Below are 24,717 nucleotides of genomic sequence, written 5' to 3'. Positions count from 1 at the left end.
ACGGCGAATTCATTACAGACGACCGGTGTAGTAATAACGAACGAATTTGAGCAGTTTCAGCTGGCGACGCAAACGACTTGGCTGTGAAATCAGGCGATAGAGCCATTCCAGCCCCATGTTTTGCCAGATTTTTGGCGCCCGCTTAACGTGTCCGGTGAAAACATCATAGGTACCTCCGATGCCCATATAGAGCGCGTCAGGATGAACCTGACGGCAATCTCGCATCAGGATTTCCTGCTTCGGCGACCCCATTGCCACCGTGACAATAGCTGCCCCGCTGCTTCTGACGCGTTCAAATAAAGCGCCACGTTGCTCCGGCGTAAAGTAACCATTCTGGCTGCCGACAATGTTCACGTTCCACTGCGCACGCAGCTTATCTTCCGTTTGTGCCAGAACTTCAGGTTTGCCGCCAATCAGAAAGACTGGCGTACCTTCGCGACCGGCGCGCTCCATCAGTCCTTCCCAGAGATCTGCACCGGCGATACGCGAAACCTGCGCCTGCGGGTATTTACGGCGGATAGCCCGCACAATACTGATGCCATCCGCATATTTGTATTCCGCACGGCCAATCAGCTCACTCATCTCCGGATTACTTTCGACGGTCAGCACCTTCTCGGCATTCATCGCCACCAGAGCACCTGTTTTCACTTTATGTCCGGCAAAAAGGTAATCGAGAAAATGCTCCATGTTGCGAAAGCCCCAAAGGCGGATCCCACGGATGTCGTACTGCGGAACGTTACTCTCCAGATTCATGACTCTTCCTTACTGCCAGCGGCTCCATGAGGTTTCTTTTGCGGGGTATTTTGGCATGTATCAACCCGGCGGCGTCAAACATCCAGTACAACAATTTGGCGACCACCAGACATGCGCCGAAAACAACACAGAAAAAGACCACCCGTGAGAAGAAGGAATCAACGCCTTCACGGGCCAGCACAATCATATTAAATACCGCACCAAAGCAAAAACTTTGCAGGATGGCGGCTTTGTAGCGGTTGGTATCTGCTTTGCCTTTTTCGTACAACCAGTCAAACCACTTGATGATCATACCCACAGCTACCGCACCCAGTGGAATAAACCACACGCCGCCCATCACGACCAGCGAGCCAATCAGTGTCGGTGAAATCGCCAGACCGGAATGGTTATCCAGCACATCCCAGGTGAAGTAGTTGGCGGTGTTGAGCACCACGCCCGGGCGATCGTGCCACAGCCAGCTCGGGATAAAGACATAGAAGTCGCGCACGATCGGAGCCAGTCCCTGGAAACTGATTTTGTCGTAGTTTTGCAACAACAGCCCCAGATTCTCCCACGGCGAGAAAGTATCGCGCGTCAAATAAAGGAACGTATAAATGGCTTCCGGACCGCTGACATTCAGACCGTAGCGTTTAAGCGCCAGCCAGAACATCCCGACGATACCCAGCACGCCCGCCACCGCCAGCATCCATAAGCTGATCCAGCCGCGGACAATGCCGATAAACAGAAACAGGGCGAACGCGATAATGATATTGGCGCGGGTTCCGCCGACGATCACATACGTCAGGAAACCAAAAGCTACCGTACTGGCGAGGAAAAACAGCCAGCGGCGCACATCGGGCTTGAGGAAAAAGACCACCAGCATGGCCGGAATAAAGAAGTAGAAGAAGCGCTTGAGCGCCACACCGGAAACATCACTGGAAAAGATCTGGCTGTAGGACTTCAGTTTAAACAGCAAAAAGCCGTTGTGCATAAAGAAGACAGAAACAGTCACCACTGCAATCAGCGCCAGCAGCATCCAGGTCAGATGGGTTTCCACCCGGTTCATGGTAAACAGCGGGCGCGAGGGGCCGTCACGTTTTGCCTTCAGCCGCGTTTTGTAGCTGACATAGTAGATGCCGTAGAAACAGGTAGCTGCCAGCATGGCCTGCAACAGGTTTTCGACCGGCACGACTTTCACGTCAAACTGGAAAACCAGCAGACAGGTCAGCGGGAAGCCAAAATAGAAAGTCAGCAGGTAAAGCAGCGAGAACAAGACGTTGAAGTTGAAACGCACGCGGCGAAACTCTTTGTACGTCAGCGTCAGAATGAACATCAGCGAGAACGCATACACCAATGACAAGCCACCGAGCTGTGTCAGTGTCATGATGCCTCTCCCGCTGCCAGCAGCAGTGCCTGCTCCCAGCCCGCAATGTAATTCGGATTAAAGAAGGCGATATTTTCGCGGTCAGCGTTCAGTAACTGACGGCGCGCTTCCGCCACCGTCCGGGCATCCAATGCATCACCATAAAACAGCACCGGCAGATGCTGCTCAGCCAAATCCTGCCAGAATGGATTCTGACGGCTGACCACAAAGGGCACGCCAAACTGGATTAACAGACACTGCGTCCCAATGCCCTGCTGGCGGTCGAAAATAAAATACCCCAGCGAACAGCGGCGCAGCACGTTGAGATAGTCGTCAAAGGCCATCGCGCCGGTCATCAGTTCAATGTTTTCGGGCGCAAACAGCTTTAACGCTTCACTGCGAACCTGTTCGATATACGCGTCATTATTGGCCGGATACCCCATCGGGATAATTACCCGGATATTGGCACCGAACTGCCGATGCAACGAACGCAGCGCTTCAATATGGCGGTTAGTACGGTCGCCGGAGTTGCCAACCAGGACCGTCATCGGCCCTTGCGGCTCAGGCAGATCCGCAGCCTGCGTCAGTGCCGGATCCATTCGCGTCGGGAAATAAAGCAACGAAGACGGCACGCGGGGGTGGCGCTGATGGAAATGGATCAGGTCTCCGCGGGTGGCGAAAACATGTCCGATACGCCCCTGTGCCAGACGACGCATCAGATAGAACAGGCGGAATTTCAATCCTCCCGCCGATTCATAAAGATCTGCACCCCAGATGTGCCAGCTGACCTGCCGCGCTTTAATTTTGCCCGTCAGCAATGCCAGCCAGAGCGTCGGATTAAACTGACCGTGGAAGAAAAAGTGATGTGTCCGGTCCTGCGCGCGGGAAATAACTGCCGCTGCCAGCGTCTTTTTATCCGGATAAACGCGAATATCCAGACGCGTGAACTCAGAAAATGCGGAAGCATCCGCTGCTGCGACCATAAAATGACAGATCAGCTTTTCTGGCGCGGATTCGGCCAGAACATCATTAAAAAAGCGCAGTACGGTGACATTATGGTGGGGAATGTCAGAGCCCAAAACGTGAATCAGCGTTGTCATGCTCGTCTACGATAGATAACAAAAACGGTGCAACACAGGGTGAAATAGACGATGTAGGTCGCCATATAGGCCTGCGCAGCGCCAAGAGAACCGTGTATCGGGATCAGCCAGTGAGAAAAACCGGTCAGTAACGCGAACTGGCTGATTTCAGTCAGCACATAAAAGCGCAATGACGCTCTGGCGATCACCAGATACCCAAAAACATACGAGCCGACTTTCAGTACATCGCCGACCAATTGCCAGGCGAACAAATCACGCATCGCAATAAATTGTTTTGAAAAGAGCAACCAGATGGCGAAGTCGCGCAGCAGCCAGACGGTAAAACTGACCGCGGCCACCGCAGGTAAAACGAATTTCAGCGATTTCATTATCTCACGCGTGACGTCCCGTTTGTCGGTCAGGCGCGATAATGTCGGTAACAGATATACGCTGAAAGAGGCGGTAATGAATTGCAGATAGGCATCTGAAATACTGCTCACGCCCTGCCAGATCCCCACCTCTTTCCAGCTGTAATGTTCCGCCAGCAGGTTTCGCATCATCACATACGCGACCGGCAAGGTAACGGATGTGATCAGCGCCATCAGCGTAAACTTGCCTAAATGACTGGCAATAAAGCGATCCCAGCCCGGCTTTAAATAGTGCAGCGGGAAGGATTTTCGCCGCCACAACATACCGCCCGCTGGCAGGACAACCAGCGCAGGTACCAGCGCCAGTCCGGCCAGCGCGCCTTCATATCCGCCCAGTTTGAAACACAACAAATAGGCCAGAAGACCAATCAGGCTGCCGCCGATCACCGCCAGCGCGTTGCCCATGGCATCGCGATAGCCTTTCAGTATCGCCTGAAAATAGTTGGCATAGGCGATGCCCATCTGAATAAAAGCCACAAAGCGAACCACCGCCTGATAGCGGTCATGACCGAACAGCGCGACACTCACCGGTCCGGCGGCCAGCAGAAAAACAGCCGCCAGCACTGTCGAGAAACCTAAAATCATCGTGGAAGATGTTCCGAGAACGGCTTTAAGCCGCTCCGGATTTTCATGATGCTCGGCAACGTATTTGGTGACACCGTTGAAAATTCCAGCGCCGGATAACACACCCAGCACGGTCACCAGCTGGCGGAAATTCCCCGCCTGCCCGACACCATCAGGGCCGAAAGCCACAGCCAGCAGTTTCACCACCAGCAGCCCGGCACCAATTTTAATCAGCGTGGAACCGGCGGTCCAGACGGACGCTTTTGCCAGCGACATGTCAGGCGAAGTATTGCAGCATGGCCGCAATTACCGTGCGCTGCGTGTCATCAGTCATGTTGTAGAACAGCGGCAGACGTACCAGACGTTCGCTCTCTTTTGTCGTGAAAGAGTCCACGCCGGAGAAACGGCCAAAATCTTCACCTGCCGGACAGGCGTGTAGAGGAATGTAGTGGAAGACGGTGAGGATATCCGCCGCTTTCATGTGGCGAATAAACGCATCACGATCTTCGATATCGTTCAGACGCACATAGAACATGTGGGCGTTTTGCACGCAATCCTGCGGGATTGAAGGCAGCTGAACACGCCCCGCGTCGGCCAGATCCTGCAACGTTTCGTAGTACTGGTTCCAGATGCTCAGACGACGCTGATTAATCTTTTCAGCGGCATCCAGATTTCCCCACAGATACGCGGCCTGTAAGTCAGACATCAGATAGCTGGAGCCGATGTCGCGCCAGGTGTATTTATCCACCTGCCCGCGGAAGAACTGGCTGCGGTTAGTACCTTTTTCGCGAATGATTTCTGCGCGATCAATCAGCGCCGGATCGTTAATCAGCGTTGCTCCGCCTTCGCCACCTGCGGTGTAATTTTTGGTTTCGTGGAAACTGAAACAACCGATGTGACCGATAGTGCCCAGCGCCTTGCCTTTGTAAGTCGACATCACGCCCTGCGCGGCGTCTTCCACCACAAACAGATGATGTTTTTCGGCCAGCGCCATAATGGTGTCCATTTCACAGGCCACCCCGGCGTAATGCACCGGAACAATGACTTTGGTTTTTTCAGTGATGGCCGCTTCAATCAGAGTTTCATCGATGTTCATGGTGTCCGGACGGACATCCACAAAGACGATTTTCGCGCCGCGCAGAACAAACGCATTGGCGGTAGAAACAAAGGTGAAGCTCGGCATGATCACTTCGTCGCCAGGCTGGATGTCGAGCAATAACGCCGCCATTTCCAGAGACGCGGTACAGGAAGGGGTCAGCAAAACTTTCGGGCAGTTAAAACGTTGTTCGAACCATTTCTGACAGCGCAGGGTAAATCCGCCATCGCCACAGAGTTTGCCGCTGCTCATCGCCTCGCGCATGAAATCAATTTCAGTACCCACAATCGGTGGCGCATTAAAAGGGATCATCGTTTCACCTGTACAACCAGTACGCCGTGCGGGTGACTTTGCCACCGCTGGCGAGATAAAGATTCAAGGCCGCGAGGTTGCCGGTTTGCGTGGCGACATACAATCGCGTCACGCCCTGCTCAGCACACCATTTTTTCGCAGCCGCCATTAACTTTTTGCCCGCTCCCTGTCCCTGAAACTCAGGTTTCACAGCCAGCAAGCCAATTCTTACTTCATCTGCAGAAAGACGCCGCAGGGTAACAAATCCCAGTCCGTTACCCTGTTCATCATCAGCCCACAGGCAAAGATGATCAAAGGTGCCTAGGACTGCTTTTTCCGCCCACATCGCGTAAAAACGTGCGCTGTCATCCGGCTGATACCAGGGCGCACGAAAACGGCTGTGGCGAAATGCCTGACAGGCAATCGCCGTCACATCCGCAATATCTTCCGGCACCGCCAGACGGCCTGACATCAGGACGTTATCCTGCGCAGTTACCGCCACGCAAAGGTCAGTTTCACCTTCTGCCAGCCGGAAACCCAATGCCGAAAGCGCGTCCAGGGTGTGCGTTTCTGACGCATCCACTTTTGCCTGCACCAGCGCATAGTTATCCAGCGCCTGCGTCGTGATGTCAGTCGCTGCGGCGTCAGGTGTCAGTCGCGCGCTTTTCAGCCGGAAGAAATCACTCTCCCAGACGAGCGGTTCAAGCACGCCGCGCAACGACAGGTTTATCGCCATACGCCTTTGGTGTCCACTACCCAGGATTGTCGAATCTGATCGGCAGGGATCGCTTTGAAAGGAGCGTGATCGACCAGCATCACCAGCAGATCGGCTTCTTTCAGCGCACGATCAAGCGGTTGCAGCGTGACATTACCGGCAATTGAGGCCGGAAGCTGATGAACGTTCGGTTCAACCGCCCATGTTTCCCCAGAATGCCAGTCGGCAATCAGATGGGTGACTTCCACTGCCGGGCTTTCACGCAGGTCGTCGATATTGGGTTTGAACGCCAGACCGAAGCAGGCGATTTTGATGTCAGCAGCACGCTTGCCGGTCACGGTCAGGCAATCCGCCAGCGCCGCTTTCACGCGGTCAACCACCCAGTGCGGCTTGCTGTCATTCACTTCACGCGCCGTGCGGATCATCCGCGCCAGCTCAGGGTTTTGCGCCACAATAAACCACGGATCAACTGCGATACAGTGGCCGCCGACACCCGGACCCGGTTGTAAAATATTCACACGCGGATGGCGGTTAGCCAGACTGATCAGCTCCCAGACGTTAATCCCCTGCGCATCGCAAATCAGTGATAACTCGTTCGCAAACGCAATATTCACGTCACGGAAACTGTTCTCGGTCAGTTTGCACATTTCAGCGGTGCGGGAGTTGGTAATGACGCATTCCCCTTCAAGGAAAATGTTGTACAAATCGCTGGCACGCTGTGAACAAACCGCGGTCATGCCACCAATCACGCGGTCATTTTTAATCAGCTCAACCATCACCTGCCCCGGCAAAACACGTTCCGGACAATAGGCAATATTGATATCAGACTGCTCGCCGGCCTGCTGAGGGAAGCTCAGATCAGGACGGGCTTCTGCCAGCCACTGCGCCATCTGCTCCGTCGCGCCAACCGGCGAAGTGGATTCCAGAATAATCAGATCGCCTTTCTTCAGAACCGGAGACAGCGAGCGGGCGGCGGATTCGACGAATTTCATATCCGGCAGATGGTCGCCTTTAAATGGCGTCGGTACCGCAATCAGGAAAGCGTCGGCAGATTCAGGCTGTGTGACTGCGCGCAGGAAACCTTCGTCAACTGCACGCTTTACCAGCACATCGAGATCCGGCTCAACGATATGAATAGCCCCGCGGTTAATCGTCTCCACGGCGTGATTATTGATATCCACACCCACCACTTTTTTCTGGCGGGAGGCAAAAGCGGCGGCGGTAGGTAAACCGATGTAACCCAGGCCGATAACAGAAATAGTGTTAAAACTCATTGTGATACCCAATGATTTTTCAAAGCATCAAGAATATGGCGACAGGCATGCCCGTCACCGTAAGGATTGTGCGCCCGGCTCATGCTGTTGTATTCGTTTTCATCGTTCAGCAGGCGATTCACTTCCTCTACTATTTTAGCGGGATCTGTCCCAACCAGCCTCACTGTTCCGGCATCCACCGCTTCCGGACGTTCTGTGGTTTCGCGCATCACCAGAACCGGTTTACCCAGCGACGGCGCTTCTTCCTGCACACCACCGGAATCGGTGAGGATCAGATACGCTTTATCCATCAGATAAACAAACGGCAGATAGTCCTGCGGATCAATCAGAACGATATTATCAATGCCTTGCAGAATACGGTTTACCGGTTCACTGACGTTGGGATTGAGATGCACCGGGTAAACAATTTGTACGTCCGGATGCTGGAGGGCAATATCGGCCAGTGCTGAGCAGATCCGCTCGAAACCACCGCCGAAACTTTCACGGCGATGGCCGGTGACCAGGATTAGCTTTTTTGAGGCATCAAGAAACGGATAGCTATCTGCCAGCTGCTGAGCCAGCGACGCATCACTGCTAAAGCGGTCGCGTACCCACAGCAGCGCATCAATCACGGTATTACCAGTGACAAAAATGCCCTGCGGAGAAATATTTTCCTGCTGCAAATTTTCACGGGCATTTTCCGTAGGCGCGAAATGCCATTTAGCCAGGTGCCCCGTCAGCAGGCGGTTGCCTTCTTCCGGCCAGGGTGAGGACAGGTCACCGGTACGCAATCCGGCCTCAACATGACCGACAGGGATCTGGTGATAAAACGCGGCGAGGCTGGCCGACAAAGTGGTCGTCGTATCGCCATGAACCAACACAACATCAGGCTGGAATTCATCGAGAACGGGTTTCAGCCCGGTCAGAATGCGGCTGGTAATTTCAGTCAGCCCCTGTCCCGGTTTCATGACGTTAAGATCATAATCCGGTGTAATTTCAAAGAGGCGTAATACCTGGTCGAGCATTTCACGGTGCTGAGCCGTGACACAAACTTTGGATTCAAATGCCGCATCCTGCGACAAAGCGAGCACCAGCGGGGCCATTTTAATGGCCTCCGGACGAGTGCCGAAAATCGTCAACACTTTCACAATGTGTTTCTCTTATTTTTACGGCGAGTCAGGGCCACACCAGCCCCGATTAAACCACCGACAATGCCCCACATAATCATCAGTAATACCCTGCGAGGACTGTCACGTTTTACTGGCTCTTCCGGTGTTCTCAGATAACGATAAGTCTGGAATTTAGCAGTGAGCGTTGGGCCGACATTCAGCGTGGAAAGCATCGCGCGGTTCTGATCGTAATCGAGATCAAAACCCGGACCTGAAGCTTGTAATAATTCCAGACGCGCTTTCAACATCGGCACGCCCAACAGGAACATATCGGAATCTGGCAGCTCTTCGGCAGGCGTATCGGTCACGCTTTTATTGATATTTTGCTGCTGAGCTATCTTTAGTGCCTGTTCGGTGTTGTTGGTCGTGCGGGCGAAAACAGCCTGCGCCACAGCTTCCTGACGCTTTACCTGTGCTTTCATGGACTGGGTACGCGCGGCCCACGCGCCTTCCAGTTCATCATATAAATGCTGTGCCGCGCGCTGGCTGGCGAAATCAACATACTGACGCAACAGTTTGTTGGCGTCCGGTGCGTCTTCCGCCGTCAGTTTAACAATGTCATTCGGGACTTTTGCCGCATCACGCGCAGTAAACTGAATGTCGTTAATCAGTTCATCGAGCAGAACGGCATCGGAACGCGGGTCATTTTCCTGACGCTGCTTGTAATAAGGGCTTTGCAGCCAGAAATCACGACGTGTGTCATACGCGGCCAGTTGCATAACAAACTCGTTATACGCTTCATCAGAAATCGCAGGACGGCTGACGTCCGATGGCGGCGCATTTCGGATATCTAAATTGCGCAGAAACTGTGCCTGGGAGAAATAGGAGGACAGATTGTTCACTGTCGGACGATCGGTAATCGCCGTGGAACTCCACTCCTGTTTCATCAGATAAGACGAACCCAGAGCCACCAAAGCAAACAGTATCGCCAGGCCAGCAATCCAGAATTTACCTTTCCATAGCGTGCAGCACAGGCCGCGAATATCGAGTTCATTCTCGATGTCGTGTTCGTTCTGGTTTCTGATCATTTCTGGTTTATCCACAGCCAGTATACCCTTGCTTAAGAGAGTGATTATTGATTGGAGGAACGGCGCATACGCCTTTTAATACGTTTAATAAACCGCGCCACACGCCATGCGTGTTTAATACAAATACCGTACAACAGAAAGGCAACAAAAAATAAGGCCAGCATGACCCATTCGGGCACAAAACTCAGATGCTCGCCAATCACGCCAACGCCCGCGAGGAGCGCTGCCGCTAATGTGATCAGAACAAAAGCCTGACGGGAAGTAAAACCTGCCCGCATGATCAAATGATGAATGTGCTGACGGTCGGCAGAGAACGGGCTCATCCCTTTGCGTAAGCGGCGGTACATGATGGCAACCATGTCCATCAGCGGAATGGCGATTAGCCACAGCGCGGTTACCGGGTTCATAGGGTGTGATTCCCCTTGCGTGCTTTGCAAAAGGATCCAAATCACGGTGAACCCAATCAGCGTACTACCCGCATCGCCCATAAAGACTTTATAGCGCGGCCCCAAAACACCCAGATTGAGCAGAATATAAGGAACGATGGCAGCAATCATGGCAAAGCACCACAACGCCAGCTCCATGTGCCCGCTGTCATACATGATGATGCCCAAGGAACCAAAGCTGACACAAGACAGTCCGCCCAGTAATCCGTCGATGCCATCGACCATATTAAAGGCATTGATGGCCGCCCATACGGCAAACAGGGTGATGAGGTAGCCAAACGGGCCTAATACCATTTCCCACGGGCCTATCAGATGGCCGAGACTGCGCAGGTTGAGGCCAGCAAAACTCATCATCGCGATAGCGACGACGGCCTGAACCATGGCGCGGATTTTGACACTGATATCGTACCGGTCGTCCAGTGCGCCGACGAGCACCAGCAGACCGGCGCAGGCGAGATAAAGCCTGCCGTGTGGAATAGTGTAATTGGTGATCAGAAAGGCAAAGCAAACGCCAGCATAGACAGAGATGCCACCCACCAGCGGGATCAGACCCTGGTGACGTTTACGAAAATTGGGTTTATCAACGAGTCCTATTTTATTCGCGACCTTCCTGGCAACGAACAAAAAGAGGAATGAAAATACGAAGACAACAGCTAGCTCAGTACTCATATTGAGTAAATTCACAGTTAAGAGATCTCTTCTGCAAAAATAAGGTGCGGGGGAGCGAAAACATCATAAACCTCACAGCCTTAAATCATATCCTATGGTGACAGTTATGGTTTGGTCTCGTGCAAGACCTTATCTGCTGCCATTTCCCAGTTAATCAACCGACAAAGTAAAGAAAGGGCATCTGAAAAACCATCAGCTATTATCCGAATAGTCTGACAATTTTCTCAAAAGTAGCATTATGGTAGCTACCAAAAGCAAAAAACGCCACGACTGAGCGTGGCGTTAGACTGAGTTTTACACCAAATTACGAACGTTTCATCATGTCGAAGAAGTCGTCATTGGTTTTGGTCATGGCGAGCTTGTTGATGAGGAATTCCATCGCATCAATCTCACCCATTGGGTGAATGATTTTGCGCAGGATCCACATTTTTTGCAGCTCTTCAGACGTAGTCAGCAGCTCTTCTTTACGGGTACCTGAGCGGTTGTAATCAATCGCAGGGAATACACGTTTCTCAGCGATTTTACGCGCCAGATGCAGTTCCATGTTGCCGGTACCTTTGAATTCTTCATAGATAACTTCATCCATTTTAGAACCGGTATCGACCAGCGCCGTCGCGATGATGGTCAGGCTTCCGCCCTCTTCCACGTTACGTGCAGCACCGAAGAAACGTTTTGGACGGTGCAGGGCGTTGGCGTCCACACCACCGGTCAGGACTTTACCTGACGCTGGAACTACGGTGTTGTAGGCACGCGCCAGACGGGTGATGGAGTCCAGCAAAATGATAACGTCTTTCTTATGCTCAACCAGACGCTTCGCCTTCTCGATAACCATTTCGGCTACCTGGACGTGACGGGATGCAGGCTCGTCAAAGGTAGAAGCGATAACTTCACCTTTTACCAGACGTTGCATCTCGGTCACTTCTTCCGGACGTTCGTCAATTAGCAGAACCATCAGTACGCAATCAGGATGGTTGTACGCAATGCTGGTAGCGATGTTTTGCAGCAGCATGGTTTTACCGGCTTTCGGCGGTGCAACAATCAGACCACGTTGGCCACGGCCAATCGGGGAAGCTAAGTCAAGTACGCGAGCGGTCAAATCTTCTGTTGAACCGTTACCACGTTCCATACGCAGACGTGAGTTTGCATGCAGAGGGGTTAAGTTTTCGAACAAGATTTTGCTGCGGGCGTTTTCTGGTTTGTCGTAGTTAACTTCGTTAACTTTCAACAGGGCAAAATAGCGTTCACCTTCTTTAGGTGGACGGATTTTACCGGAAATGGTGTCGCCAGTGCGAAGGTTGAAGCGGCGGATTTGGCTTGGTGATACGTAGATGTCGTCGGGGCCTGCGAGGTAGGAACTGTCTCCGGAGCGGAGGAAACCAAATCCATCCTGCAATATCTCCAGTACGCCATCACCGAAGATGTCTTCTCCGCTTTTCGCATGCTGCTTCAATATTGAAAAGATAATGTCTTGCTTGCGCATGCGGGCCTGGTTTTCCAGTCCCATATTTTCGCCGAGTGCAATCAGGTCAGAGACCGGCGTATTCTTTAATTCGGTAAGATTCATAATGGTGGGTTCTTAAACTCGGGGTATGTCTCGAACATCTGTCGTGAATGGGTATGGCAGGGTCATCCATGCCTGTTTATTGTATGACACTCAAATAACAGCCCAGAAATCCAGCCGCAGGCAGTCGCTCGCGGGCGATTCTTGAGGGGTAATGCTGATATTGAAGGTGTCTTAAAGCCGATTTTGTCAAAACCGTTAGATGGTCAAGCACAGTGCCAGTTCAATTTAATTATTATTCAAAGAAACTTTATAGGCAGATGTTTTTGACACAACAGAGTAAAACGTAAGAATCAAACTACAGGTAAGCTCTATTTGCAGTAAGCGTAAACTTAGCACGCTTCTTGACAGGCGTCTAGCGGACAATGTGAAAAACACGGCAGCCCGCTAAACACCTGGCTTTGGTCATCCCGACCGATTACAGATTAGCTGTTAAGAACTCTTTCAGCTGACCTTTCGACAGTGCGCCAACTTTAGTTGCTGCGACTTCGCCGCCTTTAAATAACAGCAGGGTAGGAATACCACGGATGCCGTATTTAGGTGCAGTACCTGGGTTGTCATCGATATTCAGTTTCGCGATGGTCAGCTTGCCTTCGAACTCAGTGGCAATCTCATCCAGAATCGGAGCGATCATTTTGCATGGTCCGCACCACTCTGCCCAGAAATCGACCAGCACCAGCCCTTCGGCTTTCAATACGTCGTTGTCGAAACTGTCATCGGTCAGGTGAATAATTTTATCGCTCATGTTTACTCCAAAGGATTATCTTTACCTTGTTGATGTAGCATTAACCAACATCAGGTTGACTTTATTTCACCGGATACGCTTTCGTAAAGCAATAGTTAGCTGATATTCTACCACACTATGAGCAAAACACACTTGACCGAACAGAAGTTTTCCGACTTCGCCCTGCACCCGCTGGCAGTAGAAGCCCTTGAAAAGAAAGGGTTCCATTACTGTACGCCAATTCAGGCATTGGCATTGCCGATCACGCTCGCTGGGCGTGATGTTGCAGGTCAGGCGCAAACCGGTACCGGCAAGACGCTGGCTTTTCTAGCGTCTACTTTCCATTATCTGCTTTCTAACCCTGCTGCGGAAGGTCGTCAGACTAACCAGCCGCGTGCCTTGATCATGGCACCTACGCGTGAACTCGCGGTGCAGATCCACTCCGACGCCGAAGCATTATCTGAATCTACCGGACTGAAATTAGGTCTGGCCTATGGCGGCGACGGTTACGACAAACAGCTTAAAGTGCTGGAAAGCGGCGTGGACATCCTGATCGGAACCACCGGCCGTTTAATCGATTACACCAAACAGAACCACATCGACCTGGGCGCGATTCAGGTGGTGGTACTGGACGAAGCAGATCGTATGTTCGATCTTGGCTTCATCAAAGATATCCGCTGGTTGTTCCGCCGGATGCCGCCTGCTAATCAACGCCTGAACATGCTGTTCTCAGCAACGCTTTCCTATCGTGTGAAAGAACTGGCGTTCGAAAACATGAACAATGCCGAGTCGATTGAAATCGAACCGGAACAAAAAACCGGTCACCGTATTCAGGAAGAGCTGTTCTACCCTTCAAATGAAGAAAAAATGCGCCTGTTGCAGACGCTGATTGAAGAAGAATGGCCAGACCGCTGCATTATCTTCGCGAACACCAAACATCGCTGTGAAGACGTCTGGGGCCACCTGGCTGCCGATGGACATCGCGTTGGCTTGCTGACCGGCGACGTTCCGCAGAAAAAACGTCTGCGCGTTCTGGAAGATTTCACCAAAGGTACGCTGGATATTCTGGTTGCAACCGACGTTGCTGCCCGTGGCTTGCACATTCCTGCCGTGACGCACGTCTTTAACTATGACCTGCCTGACGATTGCGAAGACTACGTTCACCGCATTGGCCGTACCGGTCGCGCGGGTCTGAGTGGTCATTCCATCAGCCTGGCGTGTGAAGAATATGCCCTGAATCTGCCGGCGATCGAAACCTATACCGGCCACAGCATTCCGGTCAGTAAATACAACAGCGATGCGCTGTTAGCTGATTTGCCTCCTGCAAAACGTCTTGCCCGCTCGCGTACCGGTAACGGCCCGCGTCGCAACAGCAATTCGTCTTCACGTCGCAGCAGTGCACCACGTAGCAACCGTAAACGTCCGGGCTGATAACCTATGCTTAGCTCCACCTCACTTTATGCAGCGATTGATCTGGGCTCTAACAGCTTTCACATGCTGGTTGTTCGTGAGGTGGCAGGCAGTATCCAGACCCTCGCCAGAATTAAACGCAAAGTGCGTCTGGCTGCCGGTCTGGATAAACAAAACCTGCTTTCTCAGGATGCCATGCAGCGTGGCTGGCAATGCCTGAGGCTGTTTTCTGAAAGATTGCAGGACATCCCCCGGGATCAAATCCGCGTCGTTGCCACCGCAACGCTGCGGCTTGCCAGCAATGCTGATGAATTTCTGGGTAAAGCACAGGAAATCCTCGGCTGTCCGATTCAGGTTATCTCCGGCGAAGAAGAAGCGCGTCTGATTTATCACGGTGTTGCCCATACGACGGGCGGCCCGGATAAACGTCTGGTCGTTGATATTGGTGGCGGCAGCACAGAGCTGGTCACTGGTGTCGGCGCGCAGGCTACTACGCTGTTCAGCCTTTCAATGGGTTGTGTGACGTGGCTTGAGCGCTATTTTACTGACCGCAATCTGGCCAAAGAAAACTTCGATCAGGCCGAACAGGCCGCGATCGATATGATCCTTCCTGTTGCTCCTGAACTGATAGCTAACGGCTGGCAGATTTGCGTCGGCGCTTCCGGTACCGTGCAGGCATTGCAGGAAATCATGGTCGCTCAGGGCATGGATGAACGCATCACGCTGCCTAAACTTCAGCAACTCAAACAGCGCGCCATTCAGTGCGGCAAACTGGAAGAGCTGGAAATTGAAGGCCTGACACTCGAACGCGCGCTGGTTTTCCCTAGCGGACTGTCCATTCTGATCGCCATCTTCAAAACGCTGAACATCGAAATGATGACTCTGGCAGGCGGTGCACTGCGTGAAGGTCTGGTCTATGGCATGCTGCATTTGCCTATTGAGCAGGATATCCGCCAGCGTACGCTGCGAAATTTGCAACGCCGTTATCTGCTCGATAATGAACAGGCAGAACGTGTGGCGCAACTGGCAGAAAACTTTTCGCTGCAGGTGGCACAGGAATGGAAACTGGATGCCCGCGCCCGTGATTTACTCAACAGCGCCTGTCTGATCCACGAAATCGGACTGAGTGTCGATTTCAAAAAAGCGCCACATCACGCCGCGTATCTGATCCGTCATCTGGATTTGCCGGGCTTCACGCCTGCGCAAAAAAAGCTGCTGGCAACGCTTTTGCAAAATCAGAATGGCACGCTGGATTTACCGCTGCTTAACGAGCAAAACGCCCTTCCGCCGCGTCAGGCGCAACGTCTTTGCCGCATCATGCGACTGGCGATTATCTTTGCCAGCCGTCGTCGCGACGACACATTGCCTGCGGTGCGTTTACGTGCCAATGATGATGAGCTGAGTGTGATTGTGCCGCAGGGCTGGCTGGAACAGCATCCGCTGCGCGCTGAAGAGTTAGAACAGGAAAGCCACTGGCAAAGTTATGTCCACTGGCCGCTGTTTGTCGAAGAGCAGTAAACTGCTGGTCTGATAAATCATTACCAAAAAGCAGAGCCTGAGTTATCAGCCTCTGCTTTTTTTGTGATTCATGCTTAATTTCCGTTTTTGGCTTTCGCCAGCTGTTCGCGGATTTTTTCCAGATGGCTTTGCCCTTTCACCATGCGTTCCTGCGCGCTCACTACTTTGCGCTCACTTTCCCACGCCAGATCGTCCTGTGGTAACTCCAGCAGGAAGCGGCTCGGCTCCGGGCGGATCAGCTCGCCGTACTGACGGCGTTCGCGGCAAAGGGTAAACGTCAGTTCTTTCTGCGCGCGTGTGATCCCCACGTAGGCCAGACGCCGCTCTTCATCCACGTTGTCTTCGTCAATGCTGCTCTGATGCGGTAAAAGCCCCTCTTCCATACCGACCAGATAGACATACGGGAATTCCAGACCTTTAGAGGCATGCAGCGTCATCAGCTGAACCTGATCCAGCTCTTCGTCATTCTCGCCACGTTCCATCATGTCGCGCAGGGTAAAGCGCGTGACCACCTGGGTGAGCGTCATTGGCTCATCCAGATCAGTGCCTTCGAGCATTTCCGTCATCCAGCTGAACAGCTGATTGACGTTTTTCATTCGCATTTCCGCTGCTTTAGGGCTCGGCGAGGTTTCGAACAACCAGCTTTCGTAATCAACACCGTGGATCAAATCTCTTACGGCAGCGACCGGTTCACGTTCTGCCAGTGCGGAAATATTGCCCATCCAGTGCGTGAAACGTTGCAGGGATTCCAGCCCGCGCCCTGTCAGAGACTGGCTCAGCCCCATATCAAAACTGGCTTTGAACAACCCTTTGTTACGCTGATTCGCCCACTCGCCCAGTTTTTGCAATGTTGCGGCGCCGATTTCACGGCGTGGCGTATTCACAATTCGCAGGAATGCGCTGTCATCATCGGGATTGGTCAGTACACGCAAATACGCCAGCAGGTCTTTAATTTCAGGACGAGAGAAGAAGGAAGTGCCGCCGGAAATCCGGTACGGGATGCGGTTCTGCATCAGCATTTTTTCAAACAGGCGTGACTGGTGGTTCCCGCGATACAAAATCGCGTAATCGCCGTAAGCGGTTTTATTAATGAAGTGATGCGCAATTAGCTCACCCACGACGCGTTCTGCTTCATGGTCTTCATTATTCGCCGTGACAACTTTCAGTGACTCGCCATATGCCAGTTCAGAGAACAGACGTTTCTCGAACACATGCGGATTGTTGGCGATCAGAATGTTGGCGGCTTTCAGGATCCGTTGCGTGGAACGGTAATTCTGCTCCAGCTTAATGACCTGCAACTGCGGGAAATCTTCTTTCAGCAGCACCAGGTTTTGCGGACGCGCGCCACGCCAGGAGTAAATCGACTGGTCATCATCGCCCACCACGGTGAAGCGTGCGCGGTTACCGACCAGTAATTTCACCATCATGTACTGGCTGGTGTTGGTGTCCTGATATTCATCGACCAGCAGATAACGCAGCTTGTTCTGCCAGCGCTCACGGACTTCTTCATTTTTCTGCAACAGCAGGGTCGGCAGCAGGATCAGGTCATCGAAATCGAGAATATTACAGGCACGCATGTGGTCATGATAAAGGCTGTAGCAGTGCGCGAAGATCTGATCACGCTCTGATCGTGCCAGCCCGGCGGCATGAGAAGGATCAATAAGATCGTTTTTCCAGTTGGAGATCGTCGAAACCAGCTGCTGCAGCAACGCCTTGTCGTTCTCAAGCCATTTCTCACTCAGCTCTTTGAGCAGCGCCAGCTGGTCCTGATCATCAAATAAGGAGAAGTTTGATTTCATCCCCAGCGCGGCAAATTCACGTTTAATGATTTCCAGCCCGAGCGTATGGAACGTCGCAATCAGCAAGCCCCGCGCTTCTTTGCGTCCGAGGGTTTGCCCGACACGCTCTTTCATTTCACGCGCAGCTTTATTGGTAAAGGTGACGGCCGCAATGTGACGCGCCTGATAGCCACATTCACGGATCAGGTGTGCGATTTTATTGGTAATTACCCGGGTTTTACCGGAGCCAGCCCCCGCCAGAACCAGGCAGGGTCCGGCGACGAATTCGACGGCGTTTTGTTGGCTGGGGTTTAATCGCATGGCGTATTTTTGCTCACCTGATAGACAAGGACGGCGATTGTAGCAGAAACGTCTTCCAAGATTGACTGGCTTTATCGGGCAATTTGTCATCCCGGAACGCAGGCCGGATTCCACTCAGGTGGTTGCAGATGTTACATTACCCGCCTGGAAACACTCTCGCAAAAAGGTCTTATCATGGCAAAAACTGCCGCAGCAATGCACATCCTAGTAAAGGAAGAAGCACAGGCGCTTGATCTTCTTGAACAACTCAAGAACGGTGGCGATTTCGAAAAACTGGCTAAGAAGCACTCTACCTGTCCGTCGGGTAAGAAAGGCGGCCACTTAGGTGAGTTCAAGCAAGGCGCAATGGTGCCGGCTTTCGATAAAGTGGTTTTCTCTGCACCACTTATCGAGCCACAAGGCCCGCTGCACACCCAGTTTGGTTACCACATTATTAAGATCCTGTACCGCAACTGAGTTTCCGTTTTAGCACAGTCGCAGTAAAAGAAAGGGCACCGCATTTTCATGCAGTGCCCTTTTGTTTGCATCTGTAGTTCGAAGTATGAAGGGTATCAGCTTGCTACAGCAATGCGCTTCATATCGGTCATATAGCCGCGCAGCTTGTGGCCTACTTCTTCGATCGGGTGGTTACGGATGGCTTCGTTAACGTCACGCAGCTGCGCGTTATCAACGTTGGTGCCCGCAACAGATTTACCCAGATCACCTGCCTGCAGTGTGGTCATAAACTCTTTCAGCAACGGCACTGCTGCGTTAGCAAACAGGTAGTTACCGTATTCAGCGGTGTCAGAGATAACCACGTTCATTTCATACAGACGCTTACGTGCAACAGTATTGGCGATCAGCGGCAGCTCGTGCAGTGATTCGTAGTAAGCAGACTCTTCGATAATCCCGGCGTCAACCATGGTTTCGAAGGCCAGTTCAACGCCTGCTTTCACCATCGCAATCATCACAACACCGTGGTCGAAGTATTCCTGCTCGGAAATTTTACCGTCGAACTGTGGTGCGTTTTCGAACGCAGTTGCGCCCGTTTCTTCACGCCAGGTCAGCAGATTTTTGTCGTCGTTCGCCCAGTCAGCCATCATGCCGCTGGAGAATTCACCGGAGATGATGTCATCCATGTGTTTCTGGAACAGTGGCGCCATGATCTCTTTCAGTTGTTCGGACAGCGCGTAAGCACGCAGTTTCGCCGGGTTGGACAGGCGATCCATCATCAGCGTGATGCCGCCTTGTTTCAGCGCTTCGGTGATGGTTTCCCAGCCGAACTGCAGCAGTTTTTCTGCGTAAGCTTCATCTACGCCGTCAGCGACCAGTTTGTCGAAGCACAGCAGAGAACCCGCCTGCAACATACCGCACAGGATAGTTTGCTCACCCATCAGGTCAGATTTCACTTCAGCAACGAAGGAAGATTGCAGAACGCCCGCACGGTGGCCGCCGGTTGCTGCTGCCCAGGCTTTAGCAATCGCCATGCCTTCGCCTTTCGGGTCGTTTTCCGGGTGAACCGCGATCAGAGTCGGTACGCCGAAACCACGTTTGTATTCTTCACGTACTTCAGTACCTGGGCATTTCGGCGCAACCATCACGACGGTGATGTCTTTACGAATTTGCTCGCCAACTTCAACGATGTTGAAACCGTGGGAATAACCCAGTGTTGCGCCATCTTTCATCAGAGGCTGAACCGCTTTAACCACAGCGCTGTGCTGTTTGTCTGGCGTCAGGTTAACCACCAGATCAGCCTGCGGGATCAGTTCTTCGTAGGTGCCCACTTTAAAGCCGTTTTCGGTCGCTTTACGCCATGAAGCACGCTTCTCAGCAATTGCTTCTGCACGCAGGGTGTAGGACACATCCAGACCGGAATCACGCATGTTCAGACCCTGGTTCAGGCCCTGTGCGCCACAGCCTACAATCACCACTTTTTTACCTTTGAGGTAGCTGGCTTCGTCTGCGAATTCATCGCGACCCATGAAGCGGCATTTGCCCAGTTGTGCCAGCTGCTGACGCAGGTTCAGTGTGTTGAAATAGTTAGCCATGTATTGCTCCGTTCTATCGAGGTAAGTGCTGTTATTTTTTGTTTCACCGTTGAGCTGGTGAACGCCGTGAATTCACTATATGTCATGTGACACATTGCTTAAATTGATATATTACGAAGATGACGTTGCAGATTATGCAATATACTTAACCTGTCATCTGTGAAACCAAAGAGCCGGATATTCTTTATGGACTTACGTGATCTGAAACTGTTTTTACATCTGGCGGAAAGCCGCCATTTTGGGCGGTCGTCGAAGGCAATGCATGTCAGCCCGTCCACGTTATCGCGCCAGATACAGCGGCTGGAAGAGGAACTTGGCCAGCCGTTATTTCAGAGAGATAACCGCACCGTGCAGCTGACCAGTGCGGGCGAACAACTCAAAAGCTTTGCCCAGCAGACGCTGCTGCATTATCAGCAACTGCGCAGCGGGTTAGATCAACATGGCCCGACGCTGAGCGGCGAACTGCATCTGTTCTGCTCGGTGACGGCTGCCTACAGCCATCTGCCGCCAATCCTAGACCGCTTTCGTGCGCAGCATCCGCTGGTCGAAATCAAACTGACCACCGGCGATGCTGCCGACGCGGTGGAAAAAGTGCAGTCCACCGAAGCGGATTTGGGGATTGCCGGTCGTCCGGAAAGTTTGCCGGGCAGCGTCGATTTCACGCAGATCGGCGAAATTCCGATGATCCTGATTTCCCCTTCCCTGCCTTGCGCCGTTCGTACGCAAGTCAGCGAACCGCATCCGGACTGGTCACAAATCCCGTTCATCCTGCCGGAACATGGCCCGGCACGAAAACGCATCGACGTGTGGTTCAAACGCAACCGTCTGAGCAACCCGCTGATTTACGCCACGGTGTCCGGCCATGAAGCCATTGTGTCGATGGTCGCGCTAGGTTGCGGCATCGCGCTCATTCCGTCGGTGGTGGTCGATAACAGCCCGGAACCGGTGCGCAACCGTATTTCTATTCTGGATAACGTCACGCTCGGCGCACCGCTGGAACTGGGCGTTTGCGTGCAGAAAAAACGGCTGAACGAACCGCTGATCGACGCGTTCTGGCAGCTGTTATAACCGGTCTTCGCGACAAAATGATGGCAAAGAAAAAGGGCCCGTTTGGGCCCCTGGATTTTCTAGCCCGCTAAGAAGAAGCGGAACGCCGGATTATCACTTTCGTTGTGACAGTCATAACCCAGAGCAGACAGGTTCTGCTCGAACTCCGGCTCTTCTTCATTCAGCTCAAACGCCGCCAGCACGCGACCAAAATCGGTGCCATGGCTGCGGTAATGGAACAGCGAAATATTCCAGTGCGTGCCCAGCGTATGCAGGAATTTCAGCAAAGCACCCGGAGATTCCGGGAATTCAAAGCTGTAAAGCCGCTCGCGCAAAGGTTTGGTCGGGCGCCCGCCCACCATGTAACGCACGTGAAGTTTCGCCATTTCATCGTCGGACAGATCCACTACCTGATAACCGTCGTGATTCAGCTCGTCGATAATTTCCTGACGTTCTGCATGACCGCGCGTCAGGCGCACGCCCACAAAGATGCAGGCATTATCCGCATCGGCATAACGGTAGTTGAACTCCGTCACCGAACGGCCACCCAGCAGCTGACAGAATTTCAGGAAGCTGCCTTTACGCTCAGGAATAGTCACCGCCAGCAGCGCTTCGCGTTGCTCGCCCAGCTCGCAGCGTTCTGACACATAACGCAGACCGTGGAAATTCACGTTCGCGCCGGAAAGCACATGCGCCAGGCGCTCGCCCTGAATATTGTGCTGCTGCACGTATTTCTTCAGCCCTGCCAGCGCCAGCGCGCCGGAAGGTTCAGCAATTGCACGAACATCTTCGAATAAATCTTTCACTGCCGCGCAGATGGAATCGCTGTCAACGGTGATCACGTCATCCAGATATTCGCGGCACAAACGGAAGGTTTCGTTACCGATACGCTTCACGGCCACGCCTTCTGCGAACAACCCAACACGCGCCAGATCAACCGGTTCACCGGCATCCAGCGCAGCACGCAGGCAGGCAGAATCTTCTGCTTCAACGCCTATCACCTGAATTTGCGGCATCAGCTGTTTGATCAACACCGCCACACCGGCAGCTAAACCACCGCCGCCGACGGGAACGAATACGCGATCGAGATGCGCATCCTGTTGCAGCAGTTCCATCGCCAGCGTGCCCTGTCCGGCGATCACCGCCGGATGGTCGAACGGCGGCACAAAGGTCATGCCTTGTTCCTGCGACAGCGTGACCGCTTTGGCTTTCGCCTCATCGAAATTCGCACCATACAGCAACACTTCGCCACCGAAATTACGCACGGCGTCGACTTTGATATCAGCCGTCGCGACCGGCATCACAATCAGGGATTTGATGCCTTTTTTGGTGGCTGAAAGCGCCACGCCCTGCGCGTGATTACCGGCTGATGCCGTGACGACACCGCGTGCGGCCTCGTCTTCGGTCAGGCCGGCGATCATGGAATATGCGCCGCGCAGTTTAAAACTGTGTACGGCCTGGCGGTCCTCCCTCTTCACCAGAATGGTGTTACCCAGCCGGGAAGAGATCTTTTCCATGACCTGCAAAGGCGTCACCTGCGCGACTTCATAAACCGGCGCTCGCAGCACGGCACGCAGATATTCTGCGCCGCACGGCTGGTCGGGTAGAGGTTGTGATACCGCCATGACCGTCAGCCTCCCAGCTTAGACTTGTCGCGTACTGCGCCTTTATCAGCACTTGTCGCCAGCAATGCGTAAGCACGCAACGCCAGAGAAACCACTCGTTCGCGGTTCTTCGGCGTCCAGGCTTTGTCGCCGCGAGCCAGCTCGGCTTCGTGACGTGCAGCCAGTTCCGCCGCAGGAACGTCCAGCACCATTTTGCGGTTTGGAATATCGATATCGATGATGTCGCCATCTTCAACCAGTGCAATCAGACCACCGCTGCCCGCTTCCGGAGAAACGTGGCCGATAGACAGACCCGAGGTACCGCCGGAGAAACGACCGTCGGTGATCAACGCACATTCTTTGCCGAGACCCATGGATTTCAGGTAAGTGGTCGGATACAGCATTTCCTGCATGCCCGGCCCGCCTTTTGGCCCTTCGTAACGGATAACCACCACGTCGCCGGACACCACTTTGCCACCGAGAATTGCGGAAACGGCATCGTCCTGGCTTTCGTAAACTTTTGCCGGACCACGGAAGGTCAGATTGGATGCATCCACGCCAGCGGTTTTAACGATGCTTCCTGCTTCGGCGATGTTGCCGTAAAGCACGGCCAGACCACCGTCTTTGCTGAACGCGTGTTCCAGCGAGCGGATACAGCCTTCAGCACGGTCATCATCGAGCGTGTCCCAACGGCAATCCTGTGAGAATGCCTGAGTGGTGCGGATACCGGCCGGGCCCGCACGGAACATTTTTTTCACCGCTTCGTCTTTGGTCAGCATGATGTCGTACTGATCCAGCGTCTGGTTCAGGGTCAGGCCGAGAATGTTCTTCACGTCGCGGTTCAGAAGATTGGCACGATCCAGTTCGCCCAAAATGGCCAGCACGCCACCGGCACGGTGAACGTCTTCCATATGGTATTTCTGGGTGCTTGGCGCGACTTTACACAGATGCGGTACTTTGCGTGACAGCCGGTCGATGTCGGTCATGTCGAATTCGATTTCGCCTTCCTGCGCCGCAGCCAGCAGGTGCAGAACGGTATTGGTGGAACCGCCCATGGCGATATCCAGGATCATGGCGTTTTCGAATGCGGCTTTGCTGGCGATGTTGCGCGGCAACGCACTGGCGTCGTCCTGCTCGTAATAACGCTTGGTCAGCTCAACGATGCGACGACCGGCGTTCAGGAACAGGTCACGGCGGTCGGCGTGGGTCGCCAGCAATGAACCGTTACCCGGCTGAGACAGGCCCAGCGCTTCGGTCAGACAGTTCATGGAGTTGGCGGTAAACATACCGGAACAGGAACCGCAGGTCGGACAGGCAGAACGCTCGATTTGCTCGCTGTCGGCATCGCTGACGTTCGGGTTTGCGCCCTGAATCATCGCATCGACCAGGTCAAGTTTGATGATTTTGTCAGACAGCTTAGTTTTACCGGCTTCCATCGGACCGCCGGAAACGAAGATCACCGGAATGTTCAGGCGCAGTGACGCCATCAGCATTCCCGGCGTGATTTTGTCGCAGTTGGAAATACACACCATGGCATCGGCGCAGTGCGCGTTAACCATGTATTCCACGGAGTCTGCGATCAGCTCACGGGAAGGCAGTGAATACAGCATGCCGCCATGACCCATGGCGATCCCGTCATCCACGGCGATAGTGTTGAATTCTTTCGCTACGCCGCCGGACGCTTCAATTTGCTCGGCAACCAGTTTACCCAAGTCACGCAAATGCACGTGGCCCGGAACGAACTGGGTGAATGAGTTGACGACAGCAATAATCGGTTTGCCGAAATCGTCATCGGTCATGCCGGTGGCACGCCATAAAGCGCGGGCACCAGCCATGTTGCGGCCATGTGTCGTGGTGTGGGAACGGTACTTAGGCATGCTCTGTTCACTCCAAA

Annotated in this window: 20 protein-coding genes; 4 read left to right on the top strand and 16 right to left on the bottom strand. The window is 53.2% G+C overall.

Features of this window, described 5'->3' with window-relative positions; translation table 11 throughout:
• Positions 1 to 12 precede the first annotated feature (12 nt).
• The 12 genes from wecG to trxA all read right to left on the bottom strand — a co-directional run bounded on the left by wecG (position 13) and on the right by trxA (position 13,139).
• Complete coding sequence (gene wecG, locus D5398_RS20265) at positions 13 to 753, bottom strand: lipopolysaccharide N-acetylmannosaminouronosyltransferase (protein WP_120509242.1); 741 nt, start codon at positions 751 to 753, stop codon at positions 13 to 15.
• Positions 737 to 2,116: an ECA oligosaccharide polymerase gene (wzyE, locus tag D5398_RS20260; RefSeq protein ID WP_120509241.1), complete on the bottom strand. Its 1,380-nt coding sequence runs from the start codon at positions 2,114 to 2,116 to the stop codon at positions 737 to 739. Before wzyE ends, wecG begins: the two co-directional genes overlap by 17 nt.
• Positions 2,113 to 3,195 carry a TDP-N-acetylfucosamine:lipid II N-acetylfucosaminyltransferase gene (locus D5398_RS20255; RefSeq protein ID WP_120509240.1) on the bottom strand — a complete coding sequence of 361 codons (1,083 nt, stop codon included), beginning with the start codon at positions 3,193 to 3,195 and terminating at the stop codon, positions 2,113 to 2,115. The genes wzyE and D5398_RS20255 overlap by 4 nt, the downstream gene beginning before the upstream one ends.
• On the bottom strand, positions 3,192 to 4,442 hold the full coding sequence (gene wzxE, locus D5398_RS20250) for a lipid III flippase WzxE (RefSeq protein ID WP_120509239.1): 1,251 nt from the start codon (positions 4,440 to 4,442) through the stop codon (positions 3,192 to 3,194). The genes D5398_RS20255 and wzxE overlap by 4 nt, the downstream gene beginning before the upstream one ends.
• 1 nt (position 4,443) lies before the next feature.
• Positions 4,444 to 5,574 carry a dTDP-4-amino-4,6-dideoxygalactose transaminase gene (gene rffA, locus D5398_RS20245; protein WP_120509238.1) on the bottom strand — a complete coding sequence of 377 codons (1,131 nt, stop codon included), beginning with the start codon at positions 5,572 to 5,574 and terminating at the stop codon, positions 4,444 to 4,446.
• 4 nt (positions 5,575 to 5,578) lie between these two features.
• Positions 5,579 to 6,289 carry a dTDP-4-amino-4,6-dideoxy-D-galactose acyltransferase gene (gene rffC, locus D5398_RS20240; RefSeq protein WP_208646036.1) on the bottom strand — a complete coding sequence of 237 codons (711 nt, stop codon included), beginning with the start codon at positions 6,287 to 6,289 and terminating at the stop codon, positions 5,579 to 5,581.
• On the bottom strand, positions 6,280 to 7,542 hold the full coding sequence (gene wecC / locus D5398_RS20235) for a UDP-N-acetyl-D-mannosamine dehydrogenase (protein WP_120509236.1): 1,263 nt from the start codon (positions 7,540 to 7,542) through the stop codon (positions 6,280 to 6,282). The genes rffC and wecC overlap by 10 nt, the downstream gene beginning before the upstream one ends.
• On the bottom strand, positions 7,539 to 8,669 hold the full coding sequence (gene wecB, locus D5398_RS20230; protein ID WP_120509235.1) for a non-hydrolyzing UDP-N-acetylglucosamine 2-epimerase: 1,131 nt from the start codon (positions 8,667 to 8,669) through the stop codon (positions 7,539 to 7,541). The genes wecC and wecB overlap by 4 nt, the downstream gene beginning before the upstream one ends.
• Positions 8,666 to 9,718 carry an ECA polysaccharide chain length modulation protein gene (gene wzzE, locus D5398_RS20225; protein WP_120509311.1) on the bottom strand — a complete coding sequence of 351 codons (1,053 nt, stop codon included), beginning with the start codon at positions 9,716 to 9,718 and terminating at the stop codon, positions 8,666 to 8,668. Before wzzE ends, wecB begins: the two co-directional genes overlap by 4 nt.
• Positions 9,719 to 9,762: 44 nt before the next feature.
• Positions 9,763 to 10,848: a UDP-N-acetylglucosamine--undecaprenyl-phosphate N-acetylglucosaminephosphotransferase gene (gene wecA, locus D5398_RS20220; protein ID WP_120509234.1), complete on the bottom strand. Its 1,086-nt coding sequence runs from the start codon at positions 10,846 to 10,848 to the stop codon at positions 9,763 to 9,765.
• 289 nt (positions 10,849 to 11,137) lie between these two features.
• On the bottom strand, positions 11,138 to 12,397 hold the full coding sequence (gene rho, locus D5398_RS20215) for a transcription termination factor Rho (RefSeq protein ID WP_013577536.1): 1,260 nt from the start codon (positions 12,395 to 12,397) through the stop codon (positions 11,138 to 11,140).
• A gap of 415 nt (positions 12,398 to 12,812) precedes the next feature.
• Positions 12,813 to 13,139, bottom strand: coding sequence for a thioredoxin TrxA (gene trxA / locus D5398_RS20210; protein WP_120509233.1), 327 nt, complete (start codon positions 13,137 to 13,139; stop codon positions 12,813 to 12,815).
• 117 nt (positions 13,140 to 13,256) lie between these two features.
• Between trxA and rhlB the strand changes: the two genes are divergently transcribed.
• A complete protein-coding gene (gene rhlB / locus D5398_RS20205; protein WP_120509232.1) occupies positions 13,257 to 14,549 on the top strand; it encodes an ATP-dependent RNA helicase RhlB in 1,293 nt (430 codons plus the stop codon).
• A gap of 6 nt (positions 14,550 to 14,555) precedes the next feature.
• Entirely contained in the window at positions 14,556 to 16,046 is a 1,491-nt protein-coding gene (gppA, locus tag D5398_RS20200; RefSeq protein WP_120509231.1) for a guanosine-5'-triphosphate,3'-diphosphate diphosphatase, read from the top strand.
• 74 nt (positions 16,047 to 16,120) lie between these two features.
• Here gppA and rep read toward each other — a convergent pair whose 3' ends face one another.
• Positions 16,121 to 18,145, bottom strand: a complete 2,025-nt coding sequence (gene rep, locus D5398_RS20195) for a DNA helicase Rep (RefSeq protein WP_120509230.1) — start codon at positions 18,143 to 18,145, stop codon at positions 16,121 to 16,123.
• A 174-nt stretch (positions 18,146 to 18,319) separates the two neighbouring features.
• Between rep and ppiC the strand changes: the two genes are divergently transcribed.
• Positions 18,320 to 18,601 carry a peptidylprolyl isomerase PpiC gene (gene ppiC / locus D5398_RS20190; protein WP_015690589.1) on the top strand — a complete coding sequence of 94 codons (282 nt, stop codon included), beginning with the start codon at positions 18,320 to 18,322 and terminating at the stop codon, positions 18,599 to 18,601.
• A 95-nt stretch (positions 18,602 to 18,696) separates the two neighbouring features.
• Here ppiC and ilvC read toward each other — a convergent pair whose 3' ends face one another.
• Positions 18,697 to 20,172 (bottom strand): ketol-acid reductoisomerase, encoded by a 1,476-nt coding sequence (ilvC, locus tag D5398_RS20185; RefSeq protein ID WP_120509229.1) that lies wholly within the window; start codon positions 20,170 to 20,172, stop codon positions 18,697 to 18,699.
• 186 nt (positions 20,173 to 20,358) lie between these two features.
• On the opposite strand from ilvC, the gene ilvY reads away from it, so the two are divergent.
• Positions 20,359 to 21,240 carry an HTH-type transcriptional activator IlvY gene (gene ilvY / locus D5398_RS20180; protein ID WP_120509228.1) on the top strand — a complete coding sequence of 294 codons (882 nt, stop codon included), beginning with the start codon at positions 20,359 to 20,361 and terminating at the stop codon, positions 21,238 to 21,240.
• Positions 21,241 to 21,299: 59 nt separating this feature from the next.
• On the opposite strand, the gene ilvA is transcribed toward ilvY, so the two are convergent.
• Both ilvA and ilvD read right to left on the bottom strand, forming a co-directional pair.
• A complete protein-coding gene (gene ilvA, locus D5398_RS20175; RefSeq protein WP_120509227.1) occupies positions 21,300 to 22,844 on the bottom strand; it encodes a threonine ammonia-lyase, biosynthetic in 1,545 nt (514 codons plus the stop codon).
• Positions 22,845 to 22,849: 5 nt separating this feature from the next.
• A complete protein-coding gene (gene ilvD / locus D5398_RS20170) occupies positions 22,850 to 24,700 on the bottom strand; it encodes a dihydroxy-acid dehydratase (RefSeq protein WP_120134492.1) in 1,851 nt (616 codons plus the stop codon).
• Positions 24,701 to 24,717: the final 17 nt, after the last annotated feature.

Origin of the sequence: Rahnella bruchi (assembly GCF_003614975.1) — a bacterium.
Classification (GTDB): domain Bacteria; phylum Pseudomonadota; class Gammaproteobacteria; order Enterobacterales; family Enterobacteriaceae; genus Rahnella; species Rahnella bruchi.
Note: the sequence above shows the minus strand (reverse complement) of the source record. Positions and strands in the feature narration are given on the sequence as shown.